The 14,950-nt window shown below is 44.7% G+C and carries 17 protein-coding genes and 1 riboswitch; of the genes, 3 read left to right on the forward strand and 14 right to left on the reverse strand.

Annotated features, from left to right (window positions below):
* Nucleotides 1-26 precede the first annotated feature (26 nt).
* The gene (locus NST38_RS17690) at nucleotides 27-1,004 is read right to left on the reverse strand and encodes an alpha-ketoacid dehydrogenase subunit beta (protein WP_036613653.1); all 978 of its coding nucleotides are present in this window, start codon (nucleotides 1,002-1,004) and stop codon (nucleotides 27-29) included.
* A gap of 101 nt (nucleotides 1,005-1,105) precedes the next feature.
* A complete protein-coding gene (gene pdhA / locus NST38_RS17695) occupies nucleotides 1,106-2,173 on the reverse strand; it encodes a pyruvate dehydrogenase (acetyl-transferring) E1 component subunit alpha (RefSeq protein ID WP_017688072.1) in 1,068 nt (355 codons plus the stop codon).
* 256 nt (nucleotides 2,174-2,429) lie between these two features.
* Between pdhA and NST38_RS17700 the strand changes: the two genes are divergently transcribed.
* Nucleotides 2,430-3,164, forward strand: a complete 735-nt coding sequence (locus NST38_RS17700) for an alpha/beta hydrolase (protein ID WP_036613651.1) — start codon at nucleotides 2,430-2,432, stop codon at nucleotides 3,162-3,164.
* Between the two features lie 165 nt (nucleotides 3,165-3,329).
* Here NST38_RS17700 and NST38_RS17705 read toward each other — a convergent pair whose 3' ends face one another.
* Together NST38_RS17705 and NST38_RS17710 are read right to left on the reverse strand one after the other, a co-directional pair.
* On the reverse strand, nucleotides 3,330-3,800 hold the full coding sequence (locus NST38_RS17705) for a low molecular weight protein-tyrosine-phosphatase (protein ID WP_036613648.1): 471 nt from the start codon (nucleotides 3,798-3,800) through the stop codon (nucleotides 3,330-3,332).
* A gap of 1 nt (nucleotide 3,801) precedes the next feature.
* Nucleotides 3,802-4,503, reverse strand: coding sequence for a trimeric intracellular cation channel family protein (locus NST38_RS17710; RefSeq protein WP_036613646.1), 702 nt, complete (start codon nucleotides 4,501-4,503; stop codon nucleotides 3,802-3,804).
* Nucleotides 4,504-4,685: 182 nt separating this feature from the next.
* Between NST38_RS17710 and NST38_RS17715 the strand changes: the two genes are divergently transcribed.
* Complete coding sequence (locus NST38_RS17715; protein ID WP_076250239.1) at nucleotides 4,686-5,327, forward strand: thiamine diphosphokinase; 642 nt, start codon at nucleotides 4,686-4,688, stop codon at nucleotides 5,325-5,327.
* A 296-nt stretch (nucleotides 5,328-5,623) separates the two neighbouring features.
* A complete protein-coding gene (locus NST38_RS17720) occupies nucleotides 5,624-6,124 on the forward strand; it encodes a C40 family peptidase (protein WP_076250238.1) in 501 nt (166 codons plus the stop codon).
* A 110-nt stretch (nucleotides 6,125-6,234) separates the two neighbouring features.
* On the opposite strand, the gene NST38_RS17725 is transcribed toward NST38_RS17720, so the two are convergent.
* The 10 genes from NST38_RS17725 to NST38_RS17770 form a co-directional block, all read right to left on the reverse strand.
* Nucleotides 6,235-6,939: a response regulator transcription factor gene (locus NST38_RS17725; RefSeq protein ID WP_076250236.1), complete on the reverse strand. Its 705-nt coding sequence runs from the start codon at nucleotides 6,937-6,939 to the stop codon at nucleotides 6,235-6,237.
* A 119-nt stretch (nucleotides 6,940-7,058) separates the two neighbouring features.
* Nucleotides 7,059-8,108 carry a ThiF family adenylyltransferase gene (locus NST38_RS17730; protein WP_076250234.1) on the reverse strand — a complete coding sequence of 350 codons (1,050 nt, stop codon included), beginning with the start codon at nucleotides 8,106-8,108 and terminating at the stop codon, nucleotides 7,059-7,061.
* Complete coding sequence (locus NST38_RS17735; protein ID WP_076250623.1) at nucleotides 8,105-8,872, reverse strand: thiazole synthase; 768 nt, start codon at nucleotides 8,870-8,872, stop codon at nucleotides 8,105-8,107. The genes NST38_RS17730 and NST38_RS17735 overlap by 4 nt, the downstream gene beginning before the upstream one ends.
* A 2-nt stretch (nucleotides 8,873-8,874) precedes the next feature.
* Complete coding sequence (gene thiS, locus NST38_RS17740) at nucleotides 8,875-9,078, reverse strand: sulfur carrier protein ThiS (RefSeq protein WP_036613636.1); 204 nt, start codon at nucleotides 9,076-9,078, stop codon at nucleotides 8,875-8,877.
* Entirely contained in the window at nucleotides 9,075-10,247 is a 1,173-nt protein-coding gene (thiO, locus tag NST38_RS17745) for a glycine oxidase ThiO (protein WP_076250232.1), read from the reverse strand. The genes thiS and thiO overlap by 4 nt, the downstream gene beginning before the upstream one ends.
* A gap of 17 nt (nucleotides 10,248-10,264) precedes the next feature.
* Nucleotides 10,265-10,927, reverse strand: coding sequence for a thiamine phosphate synthase (locus NST38_RS17750; RefSeq protein WP_076250621.1), 663 nt, complete (start codon nucleotides 10,925-10,927; stop codon nucleotides 10,265-10,267).
* A gap of 225 nt (nucleotides 10,928-11,152) precedes the next feature.
* Nucleotides 11,153-11,262: riboswitch (TPP riboswitch) on the reverse strand.
* A 75-nt stretch (nucleotides 11,263-11,337) separates the two neighbouring features.
* A complete protein-coding gene (locus NST38_RS17755) occupies nucleotides 11,338-12,888 on the reverse strand; it encodes an ABC-F family ATP-binding cassette domain-containing protein (RefSeq protein ID WP_076250230.1) in 1,551 nt (516 codons plus the stop codon).
* Nucleotides 12,889-13,026: 138 nt separating this feature from the next.
* The gene (locus NST38_RS17760) at nucleotides 13,027-14,010 is read right to left on the reverse strand and encodes a hypothetical protein (protein ID WP_076250228.1); all 984 of its coding nucleotides are present in this window, start codon (nucleotides 14,008-14,010) and stop codon (nucleotides 13,027-13,029) included.
* On the reverse strand, nucleotides 13,997-14,548 hold the full coding sequence (locus tag NST38_RS17765) for a hypothetical protein (RefSeq protein WP_076250226.1): 552 nt from the start codon (nucleotides 14,546-14,548) through the stop codon (nucleotides 13,997-13,999). Before NST38_RS17765 ends, NST38_RS17760 begins: the two co-directional genes overlap by 14 nt.
* On the reverse strand, nucleotides 14,545-14,943 hold the full coding sequence (locus tag NST38_RS17770) for a hypothetical protein (protein WP_076250224.1): 399 nt from the start codon (nucleotides 14,941-14,943) through the stop codon (nucleotides 14,545-14,547). The genes NST38_RS17765 and NST38_RS17770 overlap by 4 nt, the downstream gene beginning before the upstream one ends.
* Nucleotides 14,944-14,950 lie beyond the last annotated feature (7 nt).

Below are 14,950 nucleotides of genomic sequence, written 5' to 3' on the forward strand. Positions count from 1 at the left end.
GCCTTGCGGCATGTCAGATGATTAAATTAGAAATTTACGACTTTGTTAACCGCAGCAATGATACGCGCCGGGTTAGGCAGCCATGTATCTTCGATTTGTGCAAATGGATATACAGTGTCCGGACCAGCTACACGCAGAACCGGAGCTTCCAAGTGCAGGATTGCTTTTTCATTGATTTGGGCAATGACTTCAGCTGCAACACCTGCGCTCTTTTGAGCTTCCTGTACAACAATTGCACGGTTTGTTTTCTTAACGGAAGCAACGATAGTATCGATGTCGATCGGGCTAACCGTACGAAGGTCGATAACTTCAACTTTGATTCCTTGTTTTTCGAGTTCATCTGCTGCTTTCACAGAAGTGTGAACCATCATACCGTAAGTAATGATCGTTACATCAGAACCTTCACGAACAACGTTCGCTTTGCCCAATTCAACAACGTAATCTTCTTCAGGCACTTCTGCACGGAAAGCATGGTACAAGTTCAAGTGCTCCATGAAGAATACAGGATCGTTATCGCGAATAGAAGCGATCATCAGACCTTTTGCATCGTAAGGGTTAGAAGGAATTACGACTTTGATACCTGGTGTTTGCGTGAGCAGACCTTCCAGGGAATCTGTATGCAATTCTGCCGCTTTTACGCCGCCACCGAATGGTGTACGGAATACGATTGGAGAATTGTATTTTCCACCGGAGCGGAAACGCATACGAGCAGCTTGCACTACCATTTGGTCAAGGGCTTCGAAGATAAAACCAACGAATTGGATCTCAGCAACCGGACGGAAGCCTTGTACACCCAGACCTACAGCCAGACCACCAATAGCGGACTCAGCCAATGGTGTATCAAATACACGCTCTTCGCCAAACTCTTTTTGCAGACCTTCCGTTACACGGAAAACACCGCCTACATTACCTACGTCTTCACCGAAAAGCAGAACGTTAGGATCACGTTTCAACTCCACGCGAAGCGCATCACGGATTGCTTCTTTCATGTTCATTTGTGCCATTTGCTTCATTTCCTCCTTAAACATTGACAGTTCACATTTGAATTCGTACATGTATACCGGGACATTAAAGTCGCGGATGTTTATGCTTTATCGGAAAAAACTTATTGGAAATCAGCTTTTTGCTCTTCCAAGTGCTTAGGCGTTTGTTCGAACATGCTGTCGATCAAGCCTGAAATCGTCATTTTCTCGGTTTTTTCCGCTTTTTTGATCTCTTCATTTACTTTAGCTTTTGCTTCTTCTTTCACACGTGCTGTATCTTCTTCAGTCCAAAGACCTTTTTTCTCCAGATATTTAGCGAAACGTGCGATAGGATCTTTAGCAGACCATTCTGCCTCTTCTTCTTTTGTACGATACTTGGAAGCATCATCCGAAAGGGAGTGAGGACGGAAACGGTAAGTTACTGCTTCGATCAATGTTGCGCCTTCTCCGTTACGTCCACGCTCAGCAGCTTCCTGAACAGCTTTGATAACAGCGAAGATGTCCATACCGTCAACTTTAACACCTTTGATACCTGCTGCTACCGCTTTGTGAGCGATGGAAAGAGCTGCAGTTTGTTTAGCAAAAGGAGTAGTGATGGCATAACCATTGTTTTGTACAAAGAAGATAACAGGCAGTTTGTATACACCAGCGTAGTTCAGACCTTCATAGAAGTCACCTTCAGAAGAACCGCCATCACCTGTGTACGTGATAACAACTTGTTTTTGTTTCTTCAATTTGTAACCCATAGCGATACCCATTGCATGCAGAATTTGTGCACCAATGATGATTTGTGGCATCAATACATTAACGCCATCTGGAATTTGTCCACCATGTTGGTGTCCACGGGAGTACAAGAATGCTTGATAAAGAGGAAGTCCGTGCCATACGAGTTGCGGAATGTCACGATAGCCAGGACATACAAAGTCTTCTTTTTCAATTGCAAATTCACTACCAACCATTGTCGCTTCTTGACCAGATACTGGAGCATAGAAACCAAGACGACCTTGACGGCCAAGGTTTACTGCACGGTCATCCCAAGTACGGGTAAATACCATGCGGTACATAATTTCTTTTAATTGATCATCGGAAAGTGTAGGCATCATGTCTTTGTTAACAATTTCGCCGTCAGGAGACAGCACGGACAGAGCTTCTACATCCTCTGTATACACTTCATAAGGAACCTTGCTCATTTTTTTCTTCACCTCAACAAAAAATTTGAATATCAAGTTCCGCTGTTATAATATTATTATACACCTGTTTCACTCCATACGTCAAAGAAATCCGTAATTTTTTTATGTTTCCTGCCGGATTGTATGTATAACAGGGGCTTAATATTGGTATAACAGCATAATACATGATTGCGTGTTTGACCTAACCCCGCACAAGGGTAATCTTACCGTATTGCGCGGTCGAATGCAAAAAATTAACCGAGAAAGGTGACGTTTTATGACGGATTCCCGCTATTTGAAACGCACGATTGTGAAGGAAGAGATTGAAAGTCGCTATCTCGGAGAGAAGCGAACGCTCCGTATTTACCTTCCTCCGGGCTATAACGAATTGCTTAGCTACCCTGTCGTTTATTGTCAGGATGGCGAAGAATTTTTTAATTTCGGACGAATTGCTACAACAGCTAACCAAATTATTCTGGACGAAGGAGCCGAACCTTTCATTATTGTAGGGGTTCAGGTCGATGTGTCTGTGAGAACGCAGGAATATGCTCCATTTGGAGATCGGTTCAAGGCATATACCACTTGCTTCGCTGAAGAGATTATTCCCTATATAGAAGAGAAATATCCTGTGCGCCGTTCTCCGCAGGAACGCATTCTTGCCGGAGACTCGCTCGGTGGCAGTGTTTCGCTTCATCTTGCTCTGTTATATCCGGATCTGTTTACACGTGTGATCAGCATGTCTGGTGCCTTCTACTCTGCTTCACAGGAGATCTATGCCGCAGCTGAAGATCTGTCTTGGCTCTCGATCTGGATGATTGTTGGCTTGCAAGAGACTGATTTCGAGGCAGACACGGGTACGTATGATTTTGTTCAATTAAACCGGGATACTCGAGAATTACTGGAAAAGCGTGGTGCCCTCGTCTCCTATCAGGAGAAAGACGGAAAACACCAATGGGGTTTTTGGCAGAAGGAATTGCCCGAAGCATTACTTTATTTTCTCCAGGAAAGATAAAAGGACCACTTTAACAAGCGGCTGAAATGCCGCTATTTTTTTTCATTTTAATGATACCGCTTACAATTGTAACCTGAAAAAGAAGCAGGATATCCTGCTTGCTTTAAGTGCTCTAATCCTGCTTCTTTGTCCAATTACAAATTAAGCATGAATTCCGTTTACTTTTTAGGCTAAGGAATGTTCCGCTTCAATCTTACTCAACAGAACATCGCAGCCTGCGTTAACCAGCTCGTACACCTCTTCAAAATTGCCTGTGTGATATGGGTCAGGTACTTCTCTGAGTTTTTCCTTAGGAAGCATGTCCATGAACTTGATGATGTCCGCCTCAGCTCCGCCTGGAACGTTGCGCACATTATCTGCATTGGAATTATCCATACACACAATGTAATCAAATTGAGTAAAGTCTTCGCTGGCGAACTGTCTTGCTGCCATGTTGGCATAAGAAATCTGGTACGAATCAAGCAATTTTCGCGTCCCTTCATGCGGAGGTTTACCAACATGCCAGTCCCCTGTACCCGCAGAGTCCACACGAATCTGGTGTTCAAGCCCCTTCTCCAGGACTTTGTGACGCAAAACGGCTTCAGCCATTGGTGATCTACATATATTGCCCAGACATACAAACAAAACATTAATCATATTAATCCCCCTTGCTTAACGTACCTTGAAGTACCGACGATGTTGGCTGTGTCACAATGTTCTCCGGCTGAGGACTGACGTTTCCGGTCTCAGATGGTACGAGCGAACGACGTGGCAGTTTCCATTTATAATGTACAGAACACATCCGGAAGAACACAACGGCCGCAAAACAAAATAATAATCCAGCATTCGTTGTTAACCAGCCCATACCTATAACAAAACCGGCTGTCATTGCCCATACAGCATAGATTTCGTCACGCAATACAAGCGGTTTACGTCCAGCAAGCACATCACGAATAACGCCTCCACCAATACCGGTCATTACTGCTGCAACGATAACTGCGCTAATAGGATGTCCCATGTTCGCCGCGTAGAGCGCCCCTTGAATTGCAAATGCTGCGAGTCCGATTGCATCAAACAGCGCCTCTGTTCGCTTCCAGTGACTAATCCACTTGAGAGGTAATATAAACGCAATCGCTACTGATACTAGGGCTAACATAATAAGTGATCCCTGACTCCACAGTGTCGTTACAGGTATACCTATAAGTACATTCCGGATAATCCCGCCTCCGAATGCCGTGACAAGTCCAAGCACTAGAACACCCAGAATGTCATACTCCTCTTCCATTGCCACGAAGGCACCGGACATTGCAAATGCGATAGTGCCTATAATGCTGAATACTTCAAAAATGTGTAAGTCCAACCTGTTCAAACCTCACTTTTCAAGTCATCTCCATGTCGCTCTACCCATTGTATCCGCGAGCACTGAAATTGTGCAACCACATTTTGTGGATTATACTGGTTTGGTGAATATATTTGTACAGGTTCCAACATTATATTTGAACAATGGACTATTTTTCTCTGAATTAGGAAGGATGAAATAAAATGACGGCGAAACGGATTATTATTTTTACAGGCGGAAACTTATCTGTAGAATTACTTCAGGAAATACGAGAAGATGATATGATCATCGCGGCCGATCGCGGTGCATTATTTTTAATTGAACACGGAATTCAGCCACACATTGCAGTAGGAGACTTCGACTCCATTAATGAAGAGGAACGTATCATTGTAAGTAACAATAGCATTCGGTTCATTACATGCGACCCTGTTCACAAAGATCTTACTGATACAGAAATGGCTTTTGAGACAGCGCTAGATTACGAACCTTCTCACATCTTAATGTTAGGTGCTACAGGTACACGTATGGATCACACACTCGCCAATGTACATATTATGGTTCGCGCGATGCAGCATCATATCTCCTGTGCCATTCAGGACAAGCACAATTACATGACACTGACCACATCCAAAGCTGTGGTTGAGGACCGTGACTATAAATATGTTTCTCTGCTCCCCTTGACTCATGAAGTTACTGGAATAACTCTAGATGGTTTTATGTATCCGCTAGATCAAGCCACCATTCGCATGGGACAATCCTTGGGTGTAAGCAACAAGCTCTTAGGCTCCTCCGGTACAGTCACTATTGATAGCGGCTTATTACTGATTATTCAGAGCAAAGATTGAATCTATTCGTATGCTTCATAGTTATTTATTACGTTTTTGTAACCAGTGATTCAATCAAGAAAATAGGTTCACACATAATAAAGACCCTTGATATTCAAGGGTCTTTGTTGTTTCATCATTATTCTTCATTCGTCAATGATTAATTTTTTGACATTTTTAATCATATTTTAATAAACATACCCAAACCATTGTGGTGCAAGGGATTACACTCCCCTATCCAATTTCTAGGCTGTTACAAAGCTGTTATACTCGCTCTAGCAACTTAACGAAAACGAATTTTGGAGGTACTAACTAACATGAAAACAAACATCTTTGTCCAAAAGGCCGTAACCGTCGGGTTGTGCGCTACACTAGGTTTTGGAGCTGTATTAATGACTAACGCACCTGTTGCACAGGCAGCAACTGCTTCTGTATCCACAGGTCAACAGATTGTTAACTATGGTAAACAATTTACTGGAACTCCATATAAATTTGGTGCTTCAACCTCAACAACCAAAGTTTTTGATTGCTCTTCTTTTATGAAATATATTTTCAAAAAGTATGGTGTAGATTTGCCGCGCACTTCCGTGAACCAATCCAAAGAAGGTAAAGCTGTGTCTAAAGCTAATCTCCGTGTCGGAGATCTGGTATTCTTCTCCAGCGGTAGCCGTTCTACCGGTTCCAATGTCACTCACGTAGGCGTTTATGCGGGAAATGGTAAGATTCTGCATACGTACGGATCTCCAGGCGTAACCCTCTCTGATCTGGACTCTGGTACTTGGAAGAGAACGTATGTTAAAGCTCGTCGTGTACTTTAGATTCACATCATAGCTAATGAGTAAGGACCGGGGGTATTATCCGGTCTTTTATTTTTACCCTCTTTTTGCCACACTTTAAACTGGTGATTCATGGAACTAACCTTCGTAATCTAATTTTTATCATGCAACATATAACCGATCCCACGCACAGTATGAATCAGTTTCACACTTCTTCCCTTATCCACCTTAACCCTCAGATGTTTGATATACACATCCACAACGTTGGTATCCATCGCATACTCATATCCCCATACTTCCCGCAAAATATCACTCCGGGTACATGCTTTATTCACATGCAGGGCCAGAAATTCCAGCAATTCGTACTCTTTTGGTGTTAATGTCAGGTATTCACCCGCACGATTTACCCGTCTTGAACGCAAATTCACTTTAAGATCATGTACTACAATTACTTCTTCGCCCTCTGGTGTTGCATTCGCAAAAACACGCAATAAGTTTCGTATTCTGGCAAGCATTACGGTCATGTGGATGGGTTCCTCCATCACGTCATTAGCTCCATAATCCAGCCATTCCACGATGAACTGAGGAGATGCATTTGAAGTAATAACCAGTAGAGGTATAACCTGACCTTTATCTAACCATCGTTTTAATTCTAATTTCTGATCCTTGCCACAATGTTTCGTCCCCTCTTCCCGGTCTACCAGGATGATCAGGTTAATATGCAACAACGAAGGCTCGACGGATTGGTTTAGTTCAGACCACTCCATTCGTTGCACTTCATACCCTTCGCTACATAAAACATCCTGAATAAGGCTGACCTGCTCTCCTGCTCCAATCAGCAAAATGGCTGTTTTCACTCTTTTTCACCCGGCCTGTCTCTATCCCCACCGCTCGCAGCAATGGTTGGTACAGATAGCATGCCGTAAAATGAAAAAGTCCATTCCCTCAAGGGAACAGACTTTGCTTCTTTCTTGCTTTAACCAAAGTAGCGATGGACAAGCGTACGTGCTTCAGCTGTGTCTTTTGTTCCGTGTACGAGGACACGTCCATCTTGGAAAATAACCATTCTATGGACTCCTGTTGTAAAAGAAACCAGAAACGGATTGGATTCCACTTTTCCTTCTTGAAGCCTGTTCAGGCGATCTGCTGTATGTTGAAGATCCAGATTCATGCGCCTTGCAGGTCGGATCTGAACGGTGTCCCTGCCACACAACACATCTGTTTTCTCCAGATTGGACGCAGAAAGATATGGATACGTTGCCGAAGTACCGCAGGAAGGACAGTCTTGCTTTTTCGCACCATCCACATTGATGGATATGTATTCGTTCCTCCACACGTCAAATGACAATAACTTACGTCTCAATGCATTTGCATTGCCACTAAGTAACTTCATCGCTTCTGCGGTCTGATTCGCCGTTACCATCTGTACGGCTTGAGGTATGATGCCAGACGTATCACAGGTATCTCCACCCAGAGGGACTTCACCCAGCAAACAATTTAAACATGGCGTATCTCCGGGCATAAACGTATAGGTAATACCATAACTACCTACGCATCCACCATAAATCCAGGGAATACCGTGCTTCTGTGCCATATCATTAATAAGTAGTCGGGTATCAAAGTTATCCGTTGCATCCATGATCAAGTCTGTATGCTGAACGAGTTCTTCCAACTCATCTACTCTGACGTCCAACACTTTCCCTTCCACATGAACCGTGGAATTAATGGCAGATAAACGTTTTTCCGCCGCCATTGCCTTCGGTATCCGCTCAAGCGCGTCCTGTTCTACATATAATTGCTGCCGCTGCAGGTTACTCCACTCCACATAATCACGATCCACAATCGTTAAGTGTCCGACTCCTGAACGAACTAACGTTTCTGCAATTCCTGTTCCGAGTGCGCCAGCGCCTACAATTAAAACTCTGCTGCCCTTTAATCTGGCCTGGCCTTCCTTGCCAAGTGGCGCGTACCGTTCCTGTCTGGAATAACGATCGGCCTGCTCGGAAGATGTTATTTGATCTGTCATGTATGAACCATTCCTTCCACCGGACTACTGGCTGCTGCATAACGCTTTACGGGAATCATGCCTGCCTCATATGCCAATCTACCGGCTTCTACCCCCAATCGCATCGCTTTAGCCATGCTCACTGGATCCCCTGATCCGGATACGGCTGTATTTAACAATACGCCATCGGCACCAAGTTCCATCGCATAAGCAGCATCTTTTGGGGAGCGCAATCCTGCATCCACAATTACAGGTACAACGGCCTGCTCAATGATGATCTCAAGGTTATAGGGATTGATGATACCTCTACCAGCTCCGATGGGAGAAGCGCCAGGCATTACAGCATGTACGCCAAGTAATTGTAGCCTTTTGGCCAGAATGACATCATCCGAAATATAAGGCAATACCGTGAAGCCCTTTTCCAGCAAAATTTCGCAAGCCTTGTACGTTTCAATCGGATCTGGGAGTAACGTCATTCCATCTCCGATGACTTCGACTTTTATCATATCACAAAGTCCTGAAGCCCGCGCAAGCTCGGCAATCCGCACCGCCTCTTCCGCAGTGGAAGCCCCTGCCGTATTCGGAAGAAGTGTGTATTTATCCAGATCCAACGTATCCAGGAAATGCTTCTGGTTACGCTCTTCCAGATTCAGACGACGAACAGCAAAGGTCAAAACTTCCGTTTCAGATGCTTCCACAGCCTGACTTTGCACTTCCAGATCCGAAAACTTGCCTGTTCCAAGCAACAATCTGGACTCAAACGTATATTTACCAATGTTCAACATCATCAACCGCCTCCTACAAAATGTACAATCTCGATTCGATCGCCTTCTCTTAATGCCGTCGTTTCATGATACTCACGCGTTAAAATATGCTTGTTCAGCTCTACAACTACAGTCTTGACTTGCAAATCAAAAGATTGGAGTAATTTATCCACACGATTCAATCTGTCTTCAATCTCCATCCGTTGACCATTAACGATGATATTCACTGCACCACTCCCTTTCTGTTCAATCGCTCAGGGCTCAGCGCCTCAATTCCGAGTTCTTCTGAGCTTTTGCCAGCGAGCAACTCAGCGATAAGCCTACCTGTTATCGCACTAAGCAAGATACCGTTGCGGTAATGTCCAAAGGCGGCAAACAACCCGGGTATACTCTTGCAAGCACCTATATAAGGCAGTCCATCGGGAGTTGCCGGTCTTACGCCTGCCCACGCTCGTATAAATTGTGCTTCCTTCATCCCAGGCACCCAGTGGGTAGCCGCTGTTAGCAGCTTCTGAACACCCTGTACAGAAACGTTCAAATCCGTTCTGCCTGGCAGACTGGTTGCCCCAAGCCAAACCTCTCCATTGGCTTTGGGAACAATATAGATATCCTCTGCATACACCGTTCTATCAGGTCTGTACCCTGCATGTTCATCTGAGAACTGAACGGCGGCTATTTCACCTTTTACCGACCACACAGGCAAGCTCAGATTCACATGTCTCATCAACTCTTCACTCTGTAATCCAGCCGCTATAATGACATGTTTGCATTTCATCTCACCGATCGATGTGGTGATCCCCTGCACACCGTGTTCGTTTGCTTGCACACGTATATCCTGTATGTCCTCCATAACCCGTGCTCCCAATGCTTGAGCGGATTCAGCATATGCCTTCGTTAGATGGACAGGAAGAATCTCACTCTCGTAAGGTCTGTAGTAGGCTCCATACGTATCTCTGTTAAGCCATGATGCCTCCTGTTGCACAACGGAACGGTCCCACCACACCTCATCAGCAGAAGCAGACAACGCAGACTTCCGATTGTTCTTATAGCTACTTAATTCACTGTATGAACGAAAAGGAGTTAGGAATCCCTGGCGTTGCAGGCCAGTCTCTACCTCACTGAGTGTAGCCATTAGCTCCTGTTGCTCGATAAGTAACTGTCTACTCTGCCTGGCGAGCTTAGCCATCAAAGGATGAGCAAAATCCTCACTGTCTGCTGCCAGCATCCCAGCCGCTGCGCAAGAAGTCCCTCCTGCAATCGCCGAACGCTCCAGTAACAGCACATCCTGTCCACGGGAAGCAAGTTCATACGCAATGGCACATCCAACAACGCCTCCGCCTACAATAATCGTTTCTGCATGAATTTTATCCGGTCTAGCAGTAATGATCTCTTTCATCATCTCATCTCCTTGATTCAGCGGCTCAGACTTTCTGTAGCAACGATAGCCTGCCTTAATAATGCAGCAGCCCGATCCGGGGAATCGCTCGCCCACACATTCGAGATCACAGCGACTCCCTGTGCGCCTGCAGAAAGAATAGCGTGAATGTTTCCCGGTTCGATGCCCCCAATCGCCATGACAGGAATGGAGACACCAGAGCACACTTCAGCCAGAGCATATAATCCTCTTGGTTCAAGATCAGGCTTACTGTTGGTTGAGTAGACATGCCCGAAGAAAAGGTAATCGGCTCCCCGTTCTTCAGCGATTTTTGCCTCATCGATTGAATGAACAGATACACCCAGACGAATTCGCTGGACATTGCTTATAACAGCAGGGTTGTAGTTACGTATAGCCTCTTGCCCCCAATGTACACCGCCATAGATGTCATTCTGTGGTGGCAGTTCTGAACCATTGATAACGATGCGACAAGATGGAACGCCAACACCACGCAGACTTTCAGCCCAACCGATCTTTTGTTGCCACGAGAGTTGTTTCTCTCGTATATGGATGTAGTCCACCCATGGCCAAACGTCCTTTGCAGCTTTTACAAAAGATGCTTGATTCCCTACACCCGTAGATACAACATGCAGTTCAAATGATCCGTGTACACGTTCATGAGAAATTACCGTACTTTTCATCTCCTTCCATACGTGAATGCTATGAAAACACAAAAAAGCCACTCCCGTAGGGGAGTGGCTGCGTATTAATTATAGGACCAGATGACTGACTGATACATACAGTTCATTTCGTGCAATAAAGCTATAGACCTTATAGCCATAACGTTATACACGCAACTGCATGTTTCAATTTACTAAGCAAGACGGTTGAATTCTTTCGATTGCCGTTTGCTCACGTCATTCACTGAAACGCGCTCGCCACTTCCCTACGCTGGTATGATCCAGATCAGGTGCAAAGGGTCCGGAATCGCATTCTTCCATCTCAGCCGCATCGTGCGGCCCCCCTAGTGTTCATATGAAGTTGTAGCCTATATTACCATAGACGGATTTTTTTGTCACCGTTCATTTCTGCTGAACGTTGCTTGAATCGTCTAGTTTTTCTCAGACCATTCTTCGACATTCCATGTTTTGGTGACCCAACCCTCGTAGAAATCAGGTTCATGAGATACAAGTATCACTGTTCCCTTGAATTCTTGCAACGCACGCTGCAACTCAGCTTTGGCCGTTACATCCAGATGGTTCGTCGGCTCATCGAATAGAATCCAGTTGCTTTCACGCATCAAGAGTTTGCATAAACGAACCTTCGCTTGTTCTCCACCACTCAGCATGTTAAGCGGACGGGTAATGTGCTCATTTTTCAACCCACAGCGAGCGAGATGACCCCGGACTTCATTCTGGGTCAAATGTGAAAACTCATTCCAGACATCCTCAATCGGCGTGATATTTCCAGCACGGACTTCCTGCTCAAAATAGGCCGTTTCGAGATAATCTCCCAAGAAAGTCTTTCCACTGAGTGGAGATATTTTTCCCAGGATGGTTTTCAACAGCGTCGATTTACCCACACCATTACAACCTACGATGGCAATTTTCTCACCACGTTCAATTGTCATTGTCATCTTAGGCAGCAAAGGATACGTATATCCAATTTCAAAATCAATGCCCTCAAAGACCGTTTTGCTGCTCGCACGGGCATCCTTGAATTTGAACGTTGGTTTAGCTGCTTCATCTGGACGATCAATACGTTCAATTCTGTCCAGCTGTTTCTCCCGGCTCTTCGCTCGACCTGAAGTTGAAGCACGTGCCTTGTTACGCTGAATGAAATCTTCCTGCTTCTTGATGTACTCTTGCTGCTTCTCGTATGCATCAATATGCTGGGCTTTATTCATATCAGCCATCTCGAGGAACTTGTTATAGTTCGCTGCATATCTCGTTAATTTGGCAAATTCCAAATGATAAATGACATTTACGACTTCATTCATGAATTCCGTGTCATGGGAGATTAAGAGAAACGCGTGTGGGTAGTCCTTCAGGTAACGTGACAGCCATTCAATGTGCTCTACATCCAGATAGTTGGTCGGCTCATCCAGTAAAAGAGCTGTAGGTTTCTCGAGCAGAAGCTTGGCAAGAAGCACCTTGGTACGTTGTCCACCACTTAGAGCTGCGACATCTCGATCAAGACCAATTGCGGATAAACCAAGACCATTGGCCATCTCTTCCACTTTTACGTCAATCAGATAAAAATCGCCCTGTTCCAGTTGTTCCTGAATATCGCCCATCTCTTCCAGCAACTGCTCCAGCTTATCTGGATCTGCATCTGCCATCTGGTCCGTAATATTCATCATTTCTTTTTCCAATTCAAGCAACGGAAGGAATGCATCCTTAAGCACGTCACGAATGGTTTTGCCTGGCGTAAGCTTCGTGTGCTGATCCAGATATCCATAACGGACCTTAGGTGTCCATTCCACTTTTCCACTATCTTTAAGCAATTTACCGGTAAGGATGTTCATTAATGTGGATTTACCCACACCATTGGCACCAACAAGTCCTACGCGCTCTCCGGCAAGTAAACGAAACGATACATTTTTAAATAACGTGCGATCTCCAAAATTGTGACTTACGTTCTCTACTGACAATAAACTCATAAGATGAGGTTGCTCCTATCTATTAGACATTACTTTTGTTATTGTTCCGAAACCCTATTCTAGCACAGGTCCAGTCTTTTCTGAAAGTAATGTAAACAGTTCAGGAACCTCTTACATGATTTTGTCATACAGGCTAACCTAACGATTAGAGCATTTATATTCGAAATAGCCTTGTGCAGCTGCTTGTCTTGCGTCTGTGAACACCTCTTCAGCACGGTAACCATTACCACATGTGGAGGGGTAATAGTACCTGATACCCGTTAAAGGATCTACCCCACCTACGATGGCCGTTTTCTTCACAAGTCTGCCTCCACCAATTGCATAATTGTTAATCTTCTGGTCACCCACACCTATACCTTGGATAAAGGCCATAATCCCTGTATCGTTAATGGAGTTGTACCAATCTTCCTGCGCAATCAGGGGCATCGTAAACGTATAGGAAATACCGTTCTTTCTGGCAAACTCATTATGGCGGTTAATCACATCAGCCAGATCATCCTGTACAGCAGCCACAATCCGGCTTTGTCTAACTTGTTCAAATACGCTGGTATTCTGAAGTAAAGGAATCTGTGTGCTTGAAGCCAGTTCTTTTTGAAATCCTTCAATCCATTTCCCTGCGTTTGCGTCATAGGCATATACGTAGTCGTCCAGTGTAAAGTTAATACTGTTACCATTAGAATCTGAATATGTATAAGGTTTCTTGGGGCTCCACACTTGCCTTAAAGAATCTTCACGGTTACCTGTCAACTCTGTTTCTGTGGACAACATATAATAGCCATCATAATCCAGAATAACCACGGCAGGAATGTAATTAAACATGTTTCGAATAGCTGCGGGATCATCCTGAATCCCCATATTCAAAGCCATCGTCTGCGTAAATGTCAACAAGGCAAGCTCTTTGTCCGCTTTAACAAACTTGGTTGAATCATAACCGGCTTCATCATTTTGCTTCTCATTTTGATGCATCACTGCACCTGCATCCATGACTGCAGTTTGAAGTGCAGATCTGTATCGTTGGCCAAGATATTGAGCCTCCTCGGCATCTTGCGTATGGAGTGAGATGATCCAAAAGAGCGGGAAAAAGATCAACACAAATACAATGGATAGTTCAGTAATCTTCATTGAGGACCATACCTCCGTATGTTACAAATACTGCTGAAGCCTGAACCGTGCCACTCAACCATTCACGAATGAGCATGGAAGGTGTACGATTTGTATTTTGGAGCGTCACGGTGAAAAAATCCCCTGTCGTCAACGTATATCTTCGGCCAGGATCATCAACCGGTATCACACCTGAGGATGGGAATAGTCTTTCTCGAATCTGAGCTGCATAATATCCATCCTGCACCACTTCATAGGTCCCGTTAAAACTGTTATTGTCCATCGGGTCTATATAGTGAGGTACATATTTCTTATGTAAATGTTCCATCGACACCTCATACACATTGCCCGTCTGGGCCAGTTGCTCCTCAAAATCAGCCAACATTCGAGGTGAAATATACCCTTTCGTTCGGACAGCATCAACAAAACGTGTTACATTCTGAACAGTCGTTATACGTGCTATATCATCCTGCCGATCGGCTGTTTCAGCAGCTGGGTACACATAGAGCAGAAGGACTGCGAGCAATACGGCAAGCAGCTTGGATGCGGCATTAATCAATTCACACTCGCCTCCTTCCAAAAAACAATCTTGAGCAGTTCTCCAGTTTCATTTCGTATAAACTCTGGTCTGTAGGTGGCATCGAGCTGGACAGGAATCGTCGCTGTTTTGCTGACAAGTGGATCGATCACATACGAAGTCCCATCTACCTCCACAGGAATGCCTGTGCCTGTCATCTGTCTCACGGTATGCAACACTTCCGCACCATTATACTGATACGGATTAGTGGTACGCAGTGTTGTTGTCAGCCGACCTTCCATGCCTGCTGTTGTCTGTACTCTGTCGTTCAAGGCCGCTGATAAAATCTTAACATTCTGTTGCCCGTACAGGCAGGCTGTCACAAAAAGGACAACCGCCGTACAAAACAACATGAGATGCTGTGTATTCCGGGACATGTTATAC

The organism is Paenibacillus sp. FSL H8-0104 (assembly GCF_038050215.1).
GTDB lineage: Bacteria > Bacillota > Bacilli > Paenibacillales > Paenibacillaceae > Paenibacillus > Paenibacillus amylolyticus.